Source organism: Streptomyces bauhiniae (genome assembly GCF_004784475.1).
GTDB classification, from domain to species: domain Bacteria; phylum Actinomycetota; class Actinomycetes; order Streptomycetales; family Streptomycetaceae; genus Streptomyces; species Streptomyces seoulensis.
In genome coordinates, this window is the sequence record NZ_SRRT01000008.1 from 1 (window position 1) to 19,202 (window position 19,202).

Consider the following 19,202-nt stretch of genomic DNA (forward strand, 5'->3'; position numbering starts at 1 on the left):
AGTTCTCAAGGAACGGTCGCTTCCTTTGTACTCACCCTCTCGGGCTTTCCTCCGGGCTTCCCTTCGGTGTTTCCGACTCTATCAGATCTTTTTCCGATCCGATTTCCTCGGTGCTTTCCAGGTTTTCACTTCGGCGTTTCCGCTTCGGTGTTTTCCTTTCCGGCGGTCCAAACTCTAGCAGGGTTTTTCCGTGTCCCTGACCAGTCGATCGCAAGCATGCGAGAACTGATCCCGAGATAGGATCTGACGAGTTTGGGTGCTGCCGAGGGTGAGCGCGCTGTCGCGCCGCCCGGTCTCAGGCAGGACGATGACTGTACACAAGTCCGGGCGACGACGCAAACCCCCGAGGATGGTGGTCTAGACCACTAGCTGCTAACTTCTCTGGGGAACCGCCACCTACCCCACTCATCGGGAGGCCCCCCATGACCCACGTGACGTCCCCCCTTGCCGGACGCGCCATCGGACTGGCCAACGTGCCCGATCCGGTCTTCTCCGGGGCCATGGTGGGCCCCGGTACCGCGATCGACCCGGTGCGTGAGCCCTCCGAGGTCGTGTCCCCCGTGGACGGCGTCGTCGTCTCCCTGCACCCGCACGCGTTCGTCGTGGTCGACGAGAGCGGGCACGGTGTGCTCGTCCACCTCGGTATCGACACGGTCCAGCTCAACGGCGAGGGCTTCGAGCTGCTCGTGAACAAGGGGGACACCGTCGCACGCGGCCAGGCCGTCGTGCGCTGGGACCCGGCCGCGGTCGAGACCGCCGGCAAGTCGCCCATCTGCCCCGTCGTCGCGCTCGAGGCCACGGCCGAGTCCCTCGCCGAGCTGCGCGAGACCGGTGACGTGAAGACCGGCGACAGCCTGTTCTCCTGGTCCTGATCTCCTTGTCCTGACGGCTCGGCCGTCCTACGGCATGTACGACAACCAACGCGGCGGCGGGGGCCGCCGCATTAGCGGAGACGGTGAGATGGAGACAACGCTGCGAGGCGTCGGTGTGAGCCACGGTGTGGCGATCGGCGAGGTCAGGCACATGGGGACGGCCGTGCTGGAGCCGCCGGCCAAGCAGGTCCCGGGGCAGGACGCGGAGCGCGAGCAGGGCCGTGCCCGGCAGGCCGTGGACGCCGTCGCCGCCGACCTGACGGCCCGCGGCAACCTGGCCGGCGGCGAGGCGCAGGCCGTGCTGGAGGCCCAGGCCCTGATGGCCCAGGACCCCGAGCTGATGTCCGACGTGGAGCGGCGGATCGCCGTGGGCAGCACCGCCGAGCGCGCCGTGTACGACGCCTTCGCGGCGTACCGCGAGCTGCTGGCCAATGCCGGTGAGTATCTGGCGGGGCGGGTCGCCGACCTGGACGACGTGCGCAACCGCATCGTGGCGCGGCTGCTCGGGGTGCCGATGCCGGGTGTGCCGGACAGTGACCACCCCTATGTACTGGTGGCCCGTGACCTGGCCCCCGCCGACACCGCGCTGCTGGACCCGGCGCTGGTGCTGGGCTTCGTGACCGAGGAGGGTGGGCCGACCAGCCACAGCGCCATCCTGGCGCGGGCGCTCGGGGTGCCGGCCGTGGTCGCGCTGCCCGGCGCCGGTGAGCTGCCGGAGGGCACGGTCATCGCGGTGGACGGCAGCTCGGGCGACATCTTCGTGAACCCGACCGGGGAGACCACGGCCCGGCTGGAGTCTGCCGCCGCCGAGCGGAAGGCCGCGCTGGCCGCGTCGAGCGGTCCCGGTGTGACGGCCGACGGGCACAAGGTGCCGCTGCTGGCCAACATCGGCGGCCCGGCGGACGTGCCGGCCGCGCTGGAGGTCGGGGCCGAGGGCGTGGGCCTGTTCCGTACCGAGTTCCTGTTCCTGGACGACAGCAAGAACGCGCCGTCCGAGGAGAAGCAGGTGACGGCCTACCGGCAGGTGCTGGAGGCGTTCCCCGAGGGCCGGGTCGTGGTGCGGGTGCTCGACGCGGGTGCGGACAAACCGCTGGAGTTCCTGACCCCGGCCGACGAGCCGAACCCGGCGCTCGGTGTGCGGGGGCTGCGGACGCTGCTGGACCACCCGGAGGTGCTGCGGACGCAGCTCACCGCGCTGGCGAAGGCCGCCGAGGGGCTGCCGGTGCACCTGGAGGTCATGGCGCCCATGGTGGCGGACCGTGCCGACGCCAAGGCGTTCGCGGACGCCTGCCGGGAGGCGGGACTGCACGCCAAGTACGGCGCGATGGTGGAGATCCCGTCGGCCGCGCTGCGGGCGCGGTCGATCCTGCGGGAGGTCGAGTTCCTGTCGCTGGGCACGAACGACCTCGCGCAGTACACGTTCGCCGCGGACCGGCAGGTGGGCGCGGTGTCGCGGCTCCAGGACCCGTGGCAGCCCGCGCTGCTCGACCTGGTCGCGCTGTCCGCCGAGGCGGCGCGGGCCGAGGGCAAGAGCTGCGGGGTCTGCGGTGAGGCCGCGTCCGACCCGGTGCTGGCGTGTGTGCTGACCGGTCTGGGTGTCACCTCCTTGTCGATGGGTGCGGCGTCGATCCCGTACGTACGGGCGACGCTGGCGAAGCACACGCTGGCGCAGTGCGAGCGGGCCGCGGCGGCCGCGCGTACGGCGGACAGTGCGGACGAGGCGCGGGCGGCAGCTCAGGCGGTGCTGTCCGGCGAGTAGCCGGTGCCCACATGGGCGTTTGTGCTGGTCAGGGGCGTCCCATCCTTCGGGTGGGGCGCCCCTGGCGCGTTCTCAGTGGTGGTGTCCCCGGTCCTCCTGGTCGTCGTCCGTGAGGTCGGGGGCGGCTCGGTAGTCGACGCCCGATTCGGGGGCGATGAGGTCGCCGGTGTCGATGTCGGTGCAGTAGGCGTCGAAGACCTCGGAGGCGGTGAGCGGCTGGAGGTGTCCGGCGCGCAGGCGCCAGCCGTGGACGCGGTCGGGGCGGTCCGGTGCGCTGACCCGGATGACGAGTCCGCCGGGGCTGCGGGTGGCGAGGCCGAGGGCGAGGACGCTGGTGAATTCGAGTGCCTCGGCCTGGTCGGGTTCGGCGGTGCCGTGGGCATCGGCGTCGGCATGGAGGACGGCGACGAGGGTTTCGGGTGGTCCGGCGACGCTGCACACGAGGTGCCGGGCGCCGGGTGGCGCGGTTTCCAGGACGCGGGCGAGGAGGGCGGATGCGCGGATGAAGGCGGCGCGGCCGATGTCCTCGCCACAGGTGGCGCAGGGGCCCAGGCGGGTCAGGAGGGTGGTGGCGTACTCCCAGGTGGCCTGGCGGACGGCTTCACCGACGAGGGCGGGCAGCCGTGCGGTGAGGGGTTCGCCCTCGTAGGGGATGGTGGGGCCGAGGGCGGCGAGTTCGGCGGTGAAGCGGCCGCGGCTGGCGGGGGCTTCGGGGTCGATGCCGGTGGCGGTGCAGAACTCGGCGTACTCGTCGGGGTCGAAGAGGGCGAGTGCGGTGTGACTGCCTTGCGCGGCGCGGGTTTTGAGGACGGCTTCCATCTGGCGCAGGTAGGTGGTGTGGTCGTCGAAGGTGAAGCTGCGGTAGCGCCGCATGGCGCGGAAGTCGTGTTCGTCGGTGAGCAGGCCGACGGTGCCCGCGATCTCGCGGCGCAGGACGCGTCGCATGGTCTGGTGGTCGGTGTGCGCCATGGTTTCCCCCGTATGTGTGCGCTGTCGATCAGTACTCACTCACCGTAACCGGGGGCACTGACAATGGGGGCGGGCGGAGCCGGTCGCGGACCAGGCGGTGCTGGATTCCGCAGGTCAGGGCGATGGTGGTGCCGAGGGCGGTCCAGCCGAGGGGGCCGAGGGTGAGGGCGGCGGTGACGGCGAGGGGGCCGAGGGAGCGCTGTGCGGCCTGGGCGAGGCCGTGGACGCCGAGGTAGTTGCCCTGGGCGTCGTCGGGGGCGAGGGCGACGGAGAGTTCCCAGGAGACGGTGGCGTGCAGCATCTCGGCGAGGGTGAAGAGGGTGGCCGAGACGGTGAGCAGGCAGGTCGCGCGGAGCGGGTCGCCGGTGGCGGAGAGGGTCATGGTGAGGCCGCCCAGGGCGAAGAGGGCGGAGAGCGGGACGAGGAGCCGGCGGGACGCCTCGGTGGTGGCGCCGAAGCGGGCGAGCGGGACTTGGAAGGCGACGACCAACGCACTGTTGAGCACGAGCAGCAGGGGTGCGAGGCCGTGCGGGACGCCGGGGGTGTGGGCGATCCAGAGCGGGAGGCCGATCTTGAAGTAGGTGTCGTCGAGGAAGAGCACGGTCTCGGTGCCGACGTAGGCGAGGTAGGTGCGGTCGCGCCAGGGGGTGCGGGGGCGGGTGCGTGGCGCGTCCTCGGCGGTGGCGGCGACGCGGCTCGCGGAGGGGGGTTCGGCGCAGGTGAGGGTGAGGAGGGCGACGAGGACGAAGGAGAGCGCGTCGCCGGTGAGGAGCCAGCGGTAGGCGGTGGTGGTGCCGAGGGTGAGGGCGGCGGCCGCGGCGAGGCCGCCGAGGGCCCAGCCGGCGTTGGCCGCGGTGCGGTTGACGGCCTGGTAGCGGACGCGGTCGGGTCCGGCGACGCGGGTGGCGTACAGCTTGGTGAGGATGCTGGCGGCGCGGTCGCCGAGGGCGCCGACGGCCGAGTAGGCGACCAGCAGGCCGTAATGGTCGGTGGTGAGCAGGGCGAACGAGGCCACGGCGCGCAGGAGTTGGAGTGCGATCAGGACGTGGGTGAGCCGGAAGCGGTCGGCGAGGCGGCCGCCGAGGGGTGCGCCCGCGATGCCGAGGGCGCCGGAGACGGCGGCGAGGGTGCCGACCTGGGCGGCGGAGAGGTGGGAGACGTAGGTGAAGTACAGGACGGAGACGGAGGCCCACAGGCCGCTGCCGATGCGGTCGAGGAGGGTGACGGCGAGCATCCGGCGTCCGTCGCGGCCTCCCGGTATGCGTGCTCGGTGGTTGGCTGCGCCGGGCTTCGCGGCCACGGTTCCCCCTTGCCTCGATGTATGTACTGATACATAATCAGCTACGTGGCAACACAATATGAGATCAGCGGTGCGACCGCCAAGGGGATTACGCGTTCCGTCGAACAGGGCGTGTCCGAGGGCGCGTTGGCGCCGGGGGCGGCGCTCCCTCCGGTGCGGCGGCTCGCGGAGGAGCTGGGGGTGAGTCCGGGCACCGTGGCCACGGCGTACAAGGAGCTGCGGCGGCGCGGGATCGTGGTGACCCTCGGCCGGGGCGGGACGGTCGTGGCGGAGGCCCCTTCGGTGGCGTCCCGGCGCCCGCCCAGGGTGCCGGAGGGCCTGCGGGACCTGGCCGGCGGGCACCCCGATCCGGCGCTGCTGCCCGCCATGGTGCCCCCCTCGCGCCTCTCCCCCGGTGTCCGCTCGCACCGCTCCACTCCCCGGCTCGCGCGGCTGGAGGACGCGGTGCGGGAGTGGATCGGGGCGGACGAAGTACCGGTGGAGCAGGTGACGTTCGCACACGGAGCGCTGGACTTCGTCGGCCGGGTGCTCTCGGCCGAGCTGCGGCCGGGGGACGCGGTGGCGATGGAGGACCCCGGTTATCACCATCTGCTGGACTTGGTCGCGGCGTTGGGGCTGCGTACGGTGCCGGTCGCGGTGGACGGCGAGGGGATGCGCCCGGAGGAGCTGCGGGGCGCCCTGCGGGCCGGGGTGCGCGCGGTGGTGCTCAGTCCACGGGCGCAGAATCCGTTCGGCGGGGCCTTCTCACCGGCGCGCCGGGACGCGCTGGCCGAGGTCCTCCGGGAGGCGCCGGAGGTGCTGGTGCTGGAGAACGACCACGCGTCCGACGTCTCCGGTGCGCCCCTGCATTCGCTGGCCACGACCGGGCTGGCCCGCTGGGCGCACGTCCGGACGGTGAGCAAGTTCCTCGGCACCGACCTGCGGTGGGCGGCGGCCGCGTGCGACCCGGTGACGCTGGCGAGGCACGACGGGCGGCTGCTGCTGACCTCGGGCTGGGTCAGTCATCTGCTCCAGGAGACGGTGCACGGCCTGCTCACGGACCCCGCCACGGGCGCGCTGGTGGCACGCGCGCGTGCGGAGTACGCGCTGCGCCGGACCGCGCTGGCCCAGGCGCTGAGCGAGCGGGGCATCCCGGCGCACGGCGAGAGCGGGATGAACCTCTGGGTGCCCGTGCGGGACGAGTCGGCCGTGGTGAACGGGCTGCGGTCACGCGGCTGGTGGGTCGCGGCCGGGGCACGGTTCCGGCTGGCGTCGGCGCCGGGGGTGCGGATCACGACGACGGAGCTGGAACCGCCGGAGGCGGCCCGGCTGGCCTCGGACTTCGCGGCCGTGCTGGGCGAGTCCGAGGCCACCTACGGGGGCTGAGCGGGGTCAGGCGCGCTTGCGGGCGAGTTGCTCGTAGAAGCCGAGCAGGGTCAGGTCGTCGATGGAGCCGGGGTTGACCGCCTTCTCCAGCGGGGTGCCCTGGAGGAGGCGTTTGACCGGGACCTCGATGCGCTTGCCGGTGAGGGTGTGCGGGACGCCGGGCACCTCGATGATCTCGTCCGGGACGTGCCGGGGCGAGAGCTGTTCCCGGATGGCCTTCTTGACGCGGTCCCGCAGGGCGTCGTCCAGGGTGGCGCCGGGGGCGAGGTGGACGAAGAGGGGCATCCAGTAGCCGCCGTCGGGCTGTTCGATGCCGATGACCAGGGATTCCTTGATCTCCGGCAGGCGCTCGACCACCTCGTAGATGTCGGCGGAGCCCATGCGGACGCCCTGGCGGTTGAGGGTGGAGTCGGAGCGGCCGTGGATGATCACCGAGCCGCGTGAGGTGACGGTGATCCAGTCGCCGTGCCGCCACACGCCGGGGTAGGTGTCGAAGTAGCTCTCGCGGTAGCGGCTGCCGTCGGGGTCGTTCCAGAAGCGGATCGGCATGGACGGCATGGGGTTGGTGACGACCAGCTCGCCCACCTCGTCCACCAGCGGCTCGCCGCTCGGGTCCCAGGACTGGAGGTCGGTGCCGAGGCCGGGGGCCTGGAGTTCGCCGGTGTACACGGGCAGGGTGGGGACGGCTCCGGCGAAGCAGGAGCAGACGTCGGTGCCGCCGCTGACGGAGGCGATCCACAGGTCGTCGCGTACCTCGTCGTGCAGCCAGCGGAAGCCGTCCGGGGGCAGCGGGGAGCCGGTGGTGGCGACGCACTGGACGGTGGAGAGGTCGAAGTCGCGGGCCGGGTGGACGCCCGCCTTGCGGCAGGCCATGACATAGGCGGCCGAAGTGCCGTAGAGGGTGGTGCCGGTGCGTTCGGCGACCCGCCACTGGGCGCCGGTGTCGGGGTAGCCGGGGCTGCCGTCGTACAGGACGATCGTCGTACCCGTGAGCAGGCCGGAGACGAGGAAGTTCCACATCATCCAGCCGGTCGAGGTGTACCAGAAGAAACGGTCCTCCGGGCCGAGGTCGCAGTGCAGGCCGAGCTGCTTGAGATGCTCGACGAGGATGCCGCCCTGGGACTGGACGATGGCCTTGGGCAGGCCGGTCGTACCGGAGGAGTACAGCACCCACAGCGGGTGGTCGAAGGGGACCTGTTCGAAGACCGGCTCGGTGTCGCCGGCCGTCAGCTCGGCCCAGTCCAGGGCGCCCTCGGGGGCGTCGGTGCCGAGCAGCGGGATGTGCACGACCGCGCGCAGGGTGGGCAGTTCGCGGCGGAGTTCGGCGACGGTCTCGCGGCGGTCGTGCTCCTTGCCGCCGTAGCGGTAGCCGTCGACGGTGAACAGGACGACTGGCTCGACCTGCTGGAAGCGGTCCAGGACGCTGCGGGCGCCGAAGTCGGGCGCGCAGGAAGTCCACACCGCGCCCACGGCGGCCGTGGCGAGCAGGGCGACGACGGCCTCGGGGATGTTGGGCAGATAGCCGCTGACCCGGTCGCCGGGGCGGACGCCGAGGTCGCGGAGGCGGGCGGCCAGCGCGCCGACCTGGCGGCTCAGTTCGGCCCAGGTCACCGGGCGGGGCTCGTGGGTCTCGTCGACGTACAGCAGCGCGGGCTCGTCGGCGCGGTCGGCGGCGGCGCGCAGGGCGTGCTCGGCGTAGTTGAGGGTGGCGCCGGGGAACCACTCGGCGCCGGGCATGGCGCGGTCGCCGAGCACGCGCGCGTAGGGCGTCGAGAAACGGACGTCGAACCACCGGGTGACGGCCGTCCAGAAGTCCTCCGGCTCGGCGACGGACCACTGGTGCAGCGCCGGATAGCCGCCCTCGGCCGGGGCGCCGTGGTGCTCGGCGGCCCATGCCTGGAACCGGGTGATGCGGGCACGGGCGATCCGCTCGTCGGTGGGCTGCCAGAGCGGCTGCGGATGCGCGGTGGACATGATGCGGCTCCCGGACTGTACGCGTCGTTGCGTCGTCCGCGCACGGCTGAGGGGTGCGCGGGACAGGGCTGACAGGGACGATGCCATGTGATCGACTTCGGCACCAGGGCACGCCCCCACATGGTGCGTGTGTCAACGATGTGGTCCCACCACGGTGAACGGCAGTTGAACGGCACACGCGCGTGGCGCGCACAGTGACAGGGTGAGCAGCATGAACGGTCGTGACCTGGTGCGTTCGTGGGGCGGGGTCGGCGCGGGGCGCGCCGCGCGGGGGATGCGGGCGGTGCGGGCCGCCTGGCACCGCAGGCGCAGCGACGCCGTGGGGCTGCCGCCGAGGGGCGCGGAGCGGGCGCGGGTGCCGGGTGAGGTGCGGGAGGCGGAGCCGGAGCCGGGCGGCGGGGTGATCCGGTTCGCGCGCTCGGAGCTGCGGATCGTGGTGGCGGTCGGCGGGGCGGTGTTCCTCGGCTGGGACGGGGCGGGCCCGGAGCCGTCGTACGCGCTGGCCGGCGGGGCGCCCGAGGTCGATCCCCGGGCGCTGCTGGAGCCGGACAAGGACGGCGGCTGGCGGGTGGTGGCCGAGCGGGTGACGGTCGCGGTGTCCCGGCTCGGGGCGGTGGAGATCCGTACGCCCGGCGGGCTCGTGCTGCGCCGGGAGCTGCCGCCGCGCTGGTGGGAGCCGCTGGGCGGGGGTGCGGCGCGCTGGACGCAGCGGGCCGAGGTGGCGGCGGACGCCCGGTTCTTCGGGCTGGGCGGGCGCACCTCGGGGCCCCGGCTGCCAGGCGGCGCGTACCGGCTGTGGAACGGGGCGGTGCCCGTGGCGATGCCGGTGCAGCTCGTGGTGGCGGACGCCTCGGCGCATCTGGTGTTCCACGACACGCCCTGGGACGGGACGGTGGTCCTGCGGGAGGGCGAGGAGGGTGCCGGTTCCGGGCACGACCGGGCGGGGCGCTGCGAGATACGCATGGCCGGGGGTCCCCTGCGCTCCTGGGTCATCGTCGGCACCCCCGCGCGCGTGCTGGGCGCCTGGGCGTCGCTGACCGGCGCGCCCGCGCTGCCGCCCGCCTGGGCGCTGGGGCACCAGCACGCGCGGGACTTCGCGGGCGAGCAGGAGGTACGGGCGATCGTCGCGGGCTACCAGGAGCGCGATCTGCCCCTGGACGCCGTGCACCTGGACGCCGGCCATCACGAGGGCGGACGCCCCTTCAGCGTCGACCCGGACCGTTTCCCCAAGCTGCCGGTGCTCGCGGAGGAGCTGCGCCGGGACGGGGTGCGGCTGGTGTCGGCCGTCGACGCGGCGGTACGGGTGGTGCCGGGCGACGCGGTGTACGAGGGCGGCTCGGCCGTGGACGCGTTCGTACGGGACGCGTCGGGGCGGCCGGTACGGGGTGAGGGGCGGGCCGGTGAGGCGGTGTTCCCGGACTTCACGCACGCGCGGGCGCGCGCGTGGTGGGGCGGGCTCTACGAGGAGCGGCTGGAGCAGGGGTTCGCCGGGTTCTGGCACGGCGCCCACGAGCCCTCCGCGCGGGACGCGTTCGGGGAGCCGCCGTTGCCGCGCTCGGCCCGGCACGCCCTGGAGGGGGCCGGCGGCGACCACCGGGAGGCGCACAACCTGGACGCGCTGTGCATGGCACGGGCCGCCTACGAGGGGCTGCGCGAAATGGCGCCCGGGGAGCGGCCGTTCGTGCTCTCCCGGTCCGGCTGGGCCGGGACCCAGCGGTACGGCGGCATCTGGTCGGGGGACGTGGGGACGGGCTGGCCGGCGCTCAGGGCGTCGCTGTCGCTGGTGCTGGGGCTGGGACTGTGCGGGGTGCCGTACGCGGGGACGGACGTCGGCGGGCCCGGCGGTGACGTGTCCCCGGAGCTGTATCTGCGGTGGTTCCAGCTCGGCGCGTATCTGCCGCTGTTCCGCACGCGCACGGGCGCGCGTGCGGGGCGGGAGCCGTGGGAGTTCGGGGCGGAGGTGCTGGGGCACGCGCGCGTGGCGCTGCTCGAACGGCGGCGCCTGCTGCCGTACTTCGTGACGCTGGCGCATCTGGCCCGGTGGACGGGGGCGCCCGTCGTGCGGCCGCTGTGGTGGGGGGCGCCGGAGGACCGGGCGCTGCGGGACTGCGAGGACGCGTTCCTGCTGGGTGACAGCCTGCTGGTGGCGCCGGTACTGGACCCCGGCACCGAGCGGCGTGCGGTACGGCTGCCTCGGGGGCGCTGGTACGACACGGCGACGGAGCGGGCGTACGAGGGGCCGGGGCAGGTGCTGGTGGAGGCTCCGCGGGGGCGGATTCCGGTGCTCGCGCGCGCGGGTGCCGTCGTTCCGGTGCGGGGTGCGGACGGCAGCTTGGAGCTGGAGGTGTGGGCGCCCGCGCCGGGGCGGGCCGGGGGCGGCCTGGTGGTGCCCGACACCGGGGAGATCGAGCGGTACGTCACCCGCTGGGACGGCAGGCGCGTGGTCGTCACCCGGGAGACGGACGGCGGCCCCGCCGAGCCGTCCCGGCCGGTGCGGGTAAGGGGGGTGGGCGGGGCCGCCTCCGGTCAGTAACGGCCCTCGAACCAGGCGCGGACGGCCAGGGTGTGCAGCGGGAAGGCGAGTTCCTGGGGGCCGCGCAGCAGATGCCAGCCCTCGGTCTCGTCAGTGGCGGCGGAGGCCGGGAGCGCGTCGGCGGGGCGTTCCGGGAGGAGCCCGAAGAGCAGCAGGTGGCCGTCGGGTGAGCTCATGGCGTCGACCAGCCGCAGGTCGCGGGCGTCGGCCTCGATGCCGGTCTCCTCGCGCAATTCGCGGACGGCGGCGTGCTTCCAGTCCTCGCGGTCGTCGATGAAGCCGCCGGGCAGCGCTACCCCGCCGAGCTGCGGGGCGACGGTCCGGGTGATGACGACCAGGGCGGCGCCGTGGGTGTCGTACACGGGCTGGAGCACGACGGCCACCGGCAGCGGGTTGCGGTAGGCGGTGGTGCCGCAGGCGGGGCAGGTGCGCGGCCAGCCGGTGACGCCGTCCCCGTAGGGGGCCCCGCAGCTCGAACAGTGGGAACCGGGGCCGGAGTTGGCGGCCGGCTGCTGAATCTCGGACACGCGCGGACTGTATCCGATCGCGGCGGGCGTGTCGCGGGGTGCCGATGGGACGGGTGGGGCGGGGTGCCCCACGGGTCAGGTGGCGAGGGCGCGGCGGCGTTCGGCGGCCAGTTCCATGGCGTGCTGGACGACGCCGATCAGTACGGCCTTGACCGATTCCCGGTCGCGGGCGTCGGTCAGCAGCACCGGCACGTCCGGGTCGAGGTCGAGCGCCTTGCGGACCGACTCCGCCGGGTAACGGGCCGCCCCTTCGAAGCAGTTGACGCCGACGACGAACGGGATCGACCGCCGCTCGAAGTAGTCGACGGCGGCGAAGCAGTCCTCCAGGCGCCGGGTGTCGGCGAGGACGACCGCGCCGAGCGCGCCCTCGGACAGCTCGTCCCACATGAACCAGAACCGCTCCTGGCCGGGCGTGCCGAACAGATAGAGCACGAGGTCGGCGCGGAGGGTGATGCGGCCGAAGTCCATGGCCACGGTGGTGGTGCGCTTGCCCTCGACGCCGTCGGTGTCGTCCACGGGGCGCCCGGCCTCGGTCAGCACCTCCTCGGTGCGCAGCGGCCGGATCTCGCTGACCGCGCCGACCATGGTGGTCTTGCCGACGCCGAACCCTCCGGCCACCAGGATCTTGAGCGTGACGGGCTCGACGGGGGGCTTGCCGCGTTCAGCTCGTCGCTCGAAGACCATCGCTCGCTTCTCCTGCTCGGTGGGGATCGGTGGGTCGGGTGTCGGTGTGGGTGTCACGGTCGGAAGGGTCGGCCGGTGGCGTGCCGTAGCCCCCGCCACCAGGGGTTTCGACCACGAGTACGTCACCGGGCGCGACCTCGGCCGAGCCGCTGGCACCGAGGTCGGTGACCGTGCCGTCGACGTGCTCGACCCGGTTGGCGCCGAGGGCACCGGGTGCGCCGCCCGCCATACCGTACGGGGGGACGCGGCGGTGCTGGGAGAGGGCGGAGACGGTCATCGGTTCCAGGAAGCGGATGCGGCGTACCGCGCCGTTCCCGCCCCGCTGCCGACCTGCGCCGCCGCTCCCCCGCCGTACCGCGAACTCGTCCAGGCGGACGGGCAGTCGCCACTCCAGGACCTCGGGGTCGGTGAGCCGGGAGTTGGTCATATGGGTCTGCACCACATCGGCGCCCGGAAAGGTGTCGCCCGCACCCGAACCGGAGGCGATCGTCTCGTAGTACTGGTGATCGTCGTTGCCGAAGGTGACGTTGTTCATCGTGCCGGAGCCCTCGGCCTGCACGCCGAGCGCCGCGTAGAGGGCGCCGGTGATGGCCTGGGAGGTCTCCACGTTGCCCGCGACCACGGCGGCGGGCGACTCGGGGGCGAGCATCGAGCCGGGCGGTACGACGATGTCCAGGGGGCGCAGGCAGCCGTCGTTGAGCGGGATGTCGTCGGCGATCAGGGTGCGGAAGACGTAGAGCACGGCCGCGTGGACGACCGCGGAGGGGGCGTTGAAGTTGGTGCCGAGCTGGGCGGAGGTGCCGGTGAAGTCGATGCCGGCCCGGCGCGCGGCCCGGTCGACCCGCACCTGGACGTGGATGACGGCGCCCGAGTCGGTCTCGTAGGCGTACTCCCCGTCGTCCAGGGCGTCGATGACGCGCCGGACGGATTCCTCGGCGTTGTCCTGCACGTGCCGCATGTACGCCTGGACCACGTCGAGCCCGAACTCCTCGATCATGCGGCCCAGTTCGTCGGCGCCCTTGCGGTTGGCGGCGATCTGGGCGCGCAGGTCGGCGAGGTTGGTGTCGGGGTTGCGCGAGGGGTACGGGGCGTCGGTGAGCAGGCGGCGGGTCTCCTCCTCCCGGAGGCGGCCGTTCTCGGTGAGCAGCCAGTTGTCGAAGAGGACGCCCTCCTCCTCGATGGTGCGGCTGCCGGCCGGCATGGAGCCGGGGGCGATGCCGCCGATCTCGGCGTGGTGTCCGCGCGAGGCGACGTGGAAGAGGATCTCGGGGTCACCGGGCCCGCTGCCGAACACCGGGGTGATCACGGTGACGTCGGGCAGGTGGGTGCCGCCGTGGTACGGGTCGTTGACGGCGTAGCTGTCGCCGGGCCGCATCCGCGCGCCCCGGCGGCGGACGACCTCTTTGACGCTGGTGCCCATGGAGCCCAGGTGGACGGGGATGTGCGGGGCGTTGGCCACCAGGTTCCCGTCCGGGTCGAACAGGGCGCAGGAGAAGTCCAGGCGTTCCTTGATGTTGACCGACTGGGCGGTGGACTCCAGTTGGGCGCCCATCTGCTCGGCGATGGACATGAAGAGGTTGTTGAAGACCTCCAGCAGGACCGGATCGACTTCCGTGTCGGGCCGGGAACTCTCCGTGACGGCCGTCCGTTCCATCACCAGATGTCCGTGGTCGTTCGCGCTGGCCTGCCAGCCCTCGTCGACGACGGTCGTGGTGCCGGCCTCGGTGATGATCGCGGGGCCGGTGACGGTGCCGCCGGGCGGCAGGGCCTCCCGGCGGTGCAGGGGAACGTCGCACCAGGTGCCGCCGGTGTGCAGGCGGACGGTGTCGGGTGCGGCGGGGGTGCCTTCGTAGGGAGCGAGGGCGGAGAGATCGGGGGGCGGGGTGAGGCCGGTGGCTTCCACGGAGAGGGCTTCGACGACGATGCCGCGGTCCAGGGTGAAGGTGTAGGTGGCGCGGTGACGTTCTTCGAAGGCGCGCCGCATGGCGTCGGGTTCGGTGAGGTCGACGGTGAGGGTGGTGTCGGTGCCGTCGTAGCGGAGCTGGGCGCGGCGGGCGGTGCGGATACGGTCCTCCGGCACGTCCTCGGCGCGGAGTTCGGCGCGGGCGGCGGCCTCCAGCTCGTCGGCGGTGTCGCGGACGCCGGGCATGGCCGCCTCGGTCAGGGGTGCCTCGACGGACTGCTCGCGCATCGCCGTGATGTCGGCGAGGCCGATGCCGAGCGCGGAGAGGACACCGGCCATGGGCGGTACCAGGACGGTGCGGATGCCGAGCGCGTCGGCGACCTTGCAGGCGTGCTGGCCCCCGGCGCCGCCGAAGGTGGTGAGGGCGTAGCGGGTGACGTCGTGGCCCTGCTGGACGGAGATCCGCTTGATCGCGGCCGCGATGTTGGCGACCGCGATGCGCAGGTATCCCTCGGCCACCTGTTCCGGGGTGCGGTCGTCGCCGGTGGCCTCGCGGATCTCGCGGGCGAGCGCGGTGAAGTCGTCGCGCACGGCGTCGGCGTCCAGCGGCTGGTCGCCGTCCGCGCCGAACACGGCCGGGAAGCGGGCGGGCTGGATGCGGCCGAGCATGACGTTGGCGTCGGTGACGGTGAGCGGGCCGCCCGCGCGGTAGCAGGCCGGGCCGGGGTCGGCTCCGGCCGAGTCGGGGCCCACGCGGTAGCGGGAGCCGTCGAAGTGGAGCACGGAGCCGCCGCCCGCGGCAACGGTGTGGATGTCCAGCATGGGGGCGCGCAGCCGTACGCCCGCGATCCGGGTGGTGAAGACGCGCTCGTACTCGCCGGCGAAGTGCGAGACGTCGGTGGAGGTGCCGCCCATGTCGAAGCCGATGACGCGGTGGTGGCCGGCCAGTTCCGACATGCGGGCCATGCCGACGATGCCCCCGGCGGGCCCGGACAGCACGGCGTCCTTGCCGCGGAACTGCCCGGCCTCGGTGAGCCCGCCGTTGGACTGCATGAACATCAGCCGTACGTCCCGCAGTTCGTCGGCGACGTGCCGGATGTAGCGGTGGAGCACGGGCGAGAGGTAGGCGTCGACCACGGCGGTGTCCCCGCGCGGGACGAGTTTCATCAGCGGGCTGACCTCGCTGGACAGCGAGATCTGCGGGAACCCGACCCGCTCGGCCAGCTCGCCCACGGCCCGCTCGTGCTCGGGGTGGAGGTGGCTGTGCAGACAGACGACGGCGACCGCGCGGATGCCGTCCTCGTAGGCGCGGCGCAGCTCACCCTCCAGGGCGGCCAGGTCGGGGGCGCGCAGTTCGGTGCCGTCGGCGGCGATCCGCTCGTCCACCTCGATGACGCGCTCGTAGAGCTGCTCGGGCAGTTCGATGTGGCGGGCGAAGAGGTGCGGGCGGTTCTGGTAGGCGATCCGCAGGGCGTCGCGGAAGCCTCGGGTGATCACCAGGAGGGTGCGCTCGCCCTTGCGCTCCAGCAGCGCGTTGGTGGCGACGGTGGTGCCCATCCGGACCGCCTCGACGGGTTCCGAAGAGCCGTCGAGCAGTTCGCGGACGCCCGCCACGGCCGCGTCGGCGTACCGGGCGGGGTTGTCGGAGAGCAGTTTGCGGGTGAGCAGACCGCCGTCGGGGCGGCGCGCGACGATGTCGGTGAAGGTGCCGCCCCGGTCGACCCAGAACTCCCAGCCTGTCACGTCACTACCCCGCTTCCGCGCTGGTCACAGCGCCCGGAGGCCGTCGATCACGTCGCGCAGAATACTCTCGTCCGGCAGCTCGGCCGGGGGCACCGGACGCGTCACATGGACGAGTTCGGCGTGCACGAGGTCCCCGATCAGGACGCGTACGACTCCTACGGGCAGGTCGAGTCCGGCGGCGAGTTCGGCGACCGACTGCGGTTCGTCCCGGCAGAGGCCGACGATCTCCACATGCTCCGGCGCCAGCGTCGGGTCCTCCTCGGGGTCGCCGGCGTCCGGTTCGGTGACGACGACCGCGATCAGGTCGAGGACGTGCTGGCCGGGGCTGCTGGTACGGCCACGTGTCATGGCGTACGGGCGGACCACGGGACCCGCCTCGTCGTCGAACCAGTGGCCGCCGCTTCTCTGACCCTCTCCGCTCATGTCGTCCGACTACCCGCCCACGGGCGGCTCGCTGCGCGGGGCGCTGCCCAGATGGACGCCGACCCGCTTGACCAGCAGCGTCATCTCGTAGGCGACCTGGCCGACGTCGGAGTCGGCGTCGGAGAACACGGCGAGGCAGCTTCCGTCGCCGGCGGCGGTGACGAAGAGGAAGGCGTCGTCCAGCTCGACCACGGTCTGCCGGACGTTGCCCGCCTCGAAGTGGCGGCCCACGCCCTTGGCGAGGCTGTGGAAGCCGGACGCCACGGCGGCCAGATGCTCGCTGTCCTCCCTGGTCAGGTCGGTGGACACGCCCATGGCCAGGCCGTCGCCGGACAGGACGACGGCCTTGCGGATGCTGGCGACCCGGTCGACCAGGTCGTCCAGGAGCCAGTTCAGCTCCTTCTTCTTGCTGTCCGTGTGGCCGGTCGCGTTCGGTGCGGTCATCGACCGTCTCCCTCAGTCGTTCCTTGTGCTGTGCCGCTGTGGGCTCGGTCGCCCTCAGCGTTCTCCTCGCGGCCGCGCTCCCAGCCGCGCTGGAGCGACGCCATCCGCGAGCGGACCTCGTCGGCGTCGCGTACGGCGGGCTCGAAGGTGTTCTCGGGGCGCCGGTCGGGCTCGCGCCTGAGCTGCGGTGCCAGATTGGCCTGGCGTACGCGCTTGGGCAGCGGGGCGGTGCCGTCGGGCGCCGGGTCGGCCGGGGCCGGGGCTCCGTGGGCGGCCGCCGCGCTGATCGGGTCGGGGGTGTCCGGGCCGGTCCGGGTCCGGCGCGGCAGCTCCGGGGGCTGCGCGTCGGCGTCGGCGGACGGGGTCTCGGGCCGCTCGGCGGTGGCGGTGCGGGCGGTCCTCGGCGTGGGGCGCCTGCCGGAGTCGCCCCGGCGGCGGGTGGGCAGCGGGGGCGGTCCGTCGGGCTCGGCGCCGAAGGGTTCCCCGCGCGAGGCGACGGGTTCGCCGTGCGAGCTGACCAGCTTGGGCGGCTCGCGCCGGGGCGGCGGGATCAGCGCGGCCGGGTCGTGGACGTCGGTGGGGGCGAGACTGCGGGCGCGGAAGATACCGCCGAGTTCGCTGTCGTCGTCCGCCAGCACGCTCGGGAAGTCATCGGCGGGCGCGTCGAGGGCGGGGCGGTCCGTGGTGGCGCTCAGCTCGGCCGGCTCTTCGCGCTCCACGGGCCGGGCGGTGCCGCGCTCCCTGCTCCGCTGGGTCTCCTTGGAGAGGTCGCCGAGCCGGATGCCGATGCCGTTGGTGTCGGGGGCGTCGTCGGTGAGCAGCGCGTCCGGGATGAGGACGACGGCGGTGGTGCCGCCGTAGGGAGAGGGCTGGAGGGAGACGCGTACGTGCTGGCGGCGGGCGAGGCGGCTGACCACGAACAGGCCGAGCCGGTCGGTGTCGGACAGCTCGAACTCGGGGGTCTCCGCGAGCCGCAGGTTGGCGTCGAGGAGTGCCTCGGCGGTCATGCCGAGGCCCCGGTCGTGGATCTCCAGCGCGAAGCCGTTGGCGACCCGCTCTCCCACCACGTGCACATTGGTGTGCGGGGGCGAGAACAGCGTGGCGTTCTCCAGCAGTTCGGCCACGAGGTGGGTGAGGTCGGAGACGGCGGGGCCGATGACGGCGACGCGAGGCAGCCGCCGTACCTCCACGCGCTCGTAGTCCTCCACCTCGGCGACGGAGGCGCGGACCACGTCCATCAGCCGCACCGGGCGGCGCCACTGGCGGGAGGGGGCGGCGCCGGAGAGGATCACCAGGCCCTCGGCGTGGCGGCGCATGCGGGTGGTGAGGTGGTCCAGCCGGAAGAGGTCGGCGAGTTCGTCGGTGTCCTCGGTGCGGCGCTCCATGGTGTCCAGCAGGGTGAGCTGCTTGTGCAGGAGCACCTGGCTGCGGCGGGCGAGGTTGACGAACACCTCGGAGACCCCGGCGCGCAGCTCGGACTGCTTCACGGCGGCCTCGACGGCGGCCCGCTGGAGGGTGTTGAGGGCGCGGCCGACCTCGCCGATCTCGTTCTGGTCGTAGTCGGGCCGGGGCACCTCGCTCTCCACGTCGACCGGTTCGCCCGCGGAGAGGCGGCGCATCACGTGGGGCAGCCGGACCGCGGACGCCTCGTGGGCCTCCGTCCGCAGCCGCTTGAGGTCGCGGATGAGACGGCGGCCGACGCGCACGGACAGCACGAGGGAGATCAGGAGGGCCGCGAGGCCGAGGATGCCGGCGACGGCGGCCTGGGCGATGACGCCGTAGGTGACGGGCCGTACCCGGTCGCGGAAGCGGTGGCCGGCCTGGTCGTCCATGGTGCCGAGGTCTTCGAGGACGCCGCCGGCGACGGCGTGCCAGCTCGCGGTGGTGACACCGCGCGGGATGCCGGCGCCGGTGTCGATGACCTCGCGCTCGGCCGTCCGCAGGGGGGCCGTGGTGGCGTTGCGCCAGTAGCTCTCGTAGCGGTCGCGTTCCGGGGCGGGCAGCAGCGGGAGGCTGACGTCGTAGAGGAGGGTGCGCTGGGCGACGAGGTCAGAGACCTGGCGGGCCTCCTCGCGGGAGAGGCTGCCGACCACCAGGGCGGAGCCGAGGATGGCGTCCTCGCGGGAGAGGAGTTCGCGGGCGCGGCCGGTGTTGACGAGGGCCCCGGCCTGCTTGTCCATCTCCACGTCGTCGACGCCGTCGACCGCGGCGACCAGCGCGTAGCAGGGGTCGACCAGGCGGTTGTAGAGGTCGAGGGCGCCGGCGCGGGTGACGGTGCGCTCCTCGACGCTGCGGCGCAGGGATTCCAGGCCGCCCAGCGCGTCGAGCGCGGTGGTGAGGCGTTCGCCGTCCTCGCCGCGCAGCGCGTCGCGGGTCTTGGGGTTCCGGGCGTTGGCGCGGAGGGTGGCCAGCGCGCGGTCGGTGGCGGTACGGGAGCGGTGCAGCTCGGCGAGGGCGTCGGCGGCGCGCGGATCGGCGAGGTAGACGAGGCTCTGCCGGCGCTCGTGCTGGAGGTCGCGGACGGTGTTCTCGGTGGGGTGGCCGATGTCCTTCACGGCGCGTGAGACGCGCAGCGACCGGGCGACCTCACTTCCCGTCAGCACGGTGGCGAACGCCCAGACGACGGTCAGGGCCACCAGCGGCACGAGAAGCAGCGCCACGATCTTCCGGCGGATCGACTTCCCGCGAAACCGCATGGCCTCCCCC

General features: G+C 73.4%; 13 protein-coding genes. 4 read left to right on the forward strand and 9 right to left on the reverse strand.

Annotation, left to right across the window (positions count from 1 at the left end; translation table 11 throughout):
* The first annotated feature begins 422 nt into the window (after positions 1–422).
* On the forward strand, positions 423–872 hold the full coding sequence (locus E5083_RS25095; RefSeq protein WP_135787980.1) for a PTS sugar transporter subunit IIA: 450 nt from the start codon (positions 423–425) through the stop codon (positions 870–872).
* Between the two features lie 88 nt (positions 873–960).
* Positions 961–2,631: a phosphoenolpyruvate--protein phosphotransferase gene (gene ptsP / locus E5083_RS25100; RefSeq protein ID WP_135787981.1), complete on the forward strand. Its 1,671-nt coding sequence runs from the start codon at positions 961–963 to the stop codon at positions 2,629–2,631.
* Positions 2,632–2,703: 72 nt separating this feature from the next.
* Here ptsP and E5083_RS25105 read toward each other — a convergent pair whose 3' ends face one another.
* Both E5083_RS25105 and E5083_RS25110 read right to left on the reverse strand, forming a co-directional pair.
* A complete protein-coding gene (locus E5083_RS25105) occupies positions 2,704–3,600 on the reverse strand; it encodes a hypothetical protein (RefSeq protein ID WP_135787982.1) in 897 nt (298 codons plus the stop codon).
* A 28-nt stretch (positions 3,601–3,628) separates the two neighbouring features.
* Positions 3,629–4,900, reverse strand: coding sequence for an MFS transporter (locus tag E5083_RS25110; RefSeq protein ID WP_279632519.1), 1,272 nt, complete (start codon positions 4,898–4,900; stop codon positions 3,629–3,631).
* Positions 4,901–4,945: 45 nt separating this feature from the next.
* Here E5083_RS25110 and E5083_RS25115 point away from each other — a divergent pair, with 45 nt between their 5' ends.
* On the forward strand, positions 4,946–6,265 hold the full coding sequence (locus E5083_RS25115; protein WP_135787983.1) for an aminotransferase class I/II-fold pyridoxal phosphate-dependent enzyme: 1,320 nt from the start codon (positions 4,946–4,948) through the stop codon (positions 6,263–6,265).
* A gap of 6 nt (positions 6,266–6,271) precedes the next feature.
* Here E5083_RS25115 and E5083_RS25120 read toward each other — a convergent pair whose 3' ends face one another.
* The gene (locus tag E5083_RS25120) at positions 6,272–8,239 is read right to left on the reverse strand and encodes an acetoacetate--CoA ligase (RefSeq protein ID WP_135787984.1); all 1,968 of its coding nucleotides are present in this window, start codon (positions 8,237–8,239) and stop codon (positions 6,272–6,274) included.
* A gap of 211 nt (positions 8,240–8,450) precedes the next feature.
* On the opposite strand from E5083_RS25120, the gene E5083_RS25125 reads away from it, so the two are divergent.
* Positions 8,451–10,772 carry a glycoside hydrolase family 31 protein gene (locus tag E5083_RS25125; RefSeq protein WP_135787985.1) on the forward strand — a complete coding sequence of 774 codons (2,322 nt, stop codon included), beginning with the start codon at positions 8,451–8,453 and terminating at the stop codon, positions 10,770–10,772.
* Here the strand turns inward: E5083_RS25125 and E5083_RS25130 are convergent.
* The 6 genes from E5083_RS25130 to E5083_RS25155 form a co-directional block, all read right to left on the reverse strand.
* Entirely contained in the window at positions 10,766–11,299 is a 534-nt protein-coding gene (locus tag E5083_RS25130) for an NUDIX domain-containing protein (RefSeq protein WP_135787986.1), read from the reverse strand. The two genes, E5083_RS25125 and E5083_RS25130, sit on opposite strands and share 7 nt — an antisense overlap.
* Before the next feature lie 75 nt (positions 11,300–11,374).
* A complete protein-coding gene (locus E5083_RS25135) occupies positions 11,375–11,983 on the reverse strand; it encodes a GTP-binding protein (RefSeq protein ID WP_135788291.1) in 609 nt (202 codons plus the stop codon).
* The gene (locus E5083_RS25140; RefSeq protein ID WP_135787987.1) at positions 11,961–15,629 is read right to left on the reverse strand and encodes a hydantoinase B/oxoprolinase family protein; all 3,669 of its coding nucleotides are present in this window, start codon (positions 15,627–15,629) and stop codon (positions 11,961–11,963) included. Before E5083_RS25140 ends, E5083_RS25135 begins: the two co-directional genes overlap by 23 nt.
* 24 nt (positions 15,630–15,653) lie before the next feature.
* The gene (locus E5083_RS25145; protein WP_135787988.1) at positions 15,654–16,052 is read right to left on the reverse strand and encodes a DUF742 domain-containing protein; all 399 of its coding nucleotides are present in this window, start codon (positions 16,050–16,052) and stop codon (positions 15,654–15,656) included.
* Positions 16,053–16,061: 9 nt separating this feature from the next.
* Positions 16,062–16,496, reverse strand: a complete 435-nt coding sequence (locus E5083_RS25150) for a roadblock/LC7 domain-containing protein (protein ID WP_030810398.1) — start codon at positions 16,494–16,496, stop codon at positions 16,062–16,064.
* Positions 16,493–19,192 carry a sensor histidine kinase gene (locus E5083_RS25155; RefSeq protein ID WP_135787989.1) on the reverse strand — a complete coding sequence of 900 codons (2,700 nt, stop codon included), beginning with the start codon at positions 19,190–19,192 and terminating at the stop codon, positions 16,493–16,495. The genes E5083_RS25150 and E5083_RS25155 overlap by 4 nt, the downstream gene beginning before the upstream one ends.
* Positions 19,193–19,202: the final 10 nt, after the last annotated feature.

Excerpts from the sequence above, each read along its gene's own strand:
- E5083_RS25150 (WP_030810398.1), bottom strand. The coding sequence starts at position 16,496 with ATGACCGCACCGAACGCGACCGGCCACACGGACAGCAAGAAGAAGGAG.
- E5083_RS25145 (WP_135787988.1), bottom strand. The coding sequence starts at position 16,052 with ATGAGCGGAGAGGGTCAGAGAAGCGGCGGCCACTGGTTCGACGACGAG.
- E5083_RS25155 (WP_135787989.1), bottom strand. The coding sequence starts at position 19,192 with ATGCGGTTTCGCGGGAAGTCGATCCGCCGGAAGATCGTGGCGCTGCTT.
- E5083_RS25095 (WP_135787980.1), top strand. The coding sequence starts at position 423 with ATGACCCACGTGACGTCCCCCCTTGCCGGACGCGCCATCGGACTGGCC.
- E5083_RS25125 (WP_135787985.1), top strand. The coding sequence starts at position 8,451 with ATGAACGGTCGTGACCTGGTGCGTTCGTGGGGCGGGGTCGGCGCGGGG.
- E5083_RS25120 (WP_135787984.1), bottom strand. The coding sequence starts at position 8,239 with ATGTCCACCGCGCATCCGCAGCCGCTCTGGCAGCCCACCGACGAGCGG.
- E5083_RS25135 (WP_135788291.1), bottom strand. The coding sequence starts at position 11,983 with ATGGTCTTCGAGCGACGAGCTGAACGCGGCAAGCCCCCCGTCGAGCCC.
- E5083_RS25105 (WP_135787982.1), bottom strand. The coding sequence starts at position 3,600 with ATGGCGCACACCGACCACCAGACCATGCGACGCGTCCTGCGCCGCGAG.
- ptsP (WP_135787981.1), top strand. The coding sequence starts at position 961 with ATGGAGACAACGCTGCGAGGCGTCGGTGTGAGCCACGGTGTGGCGATC.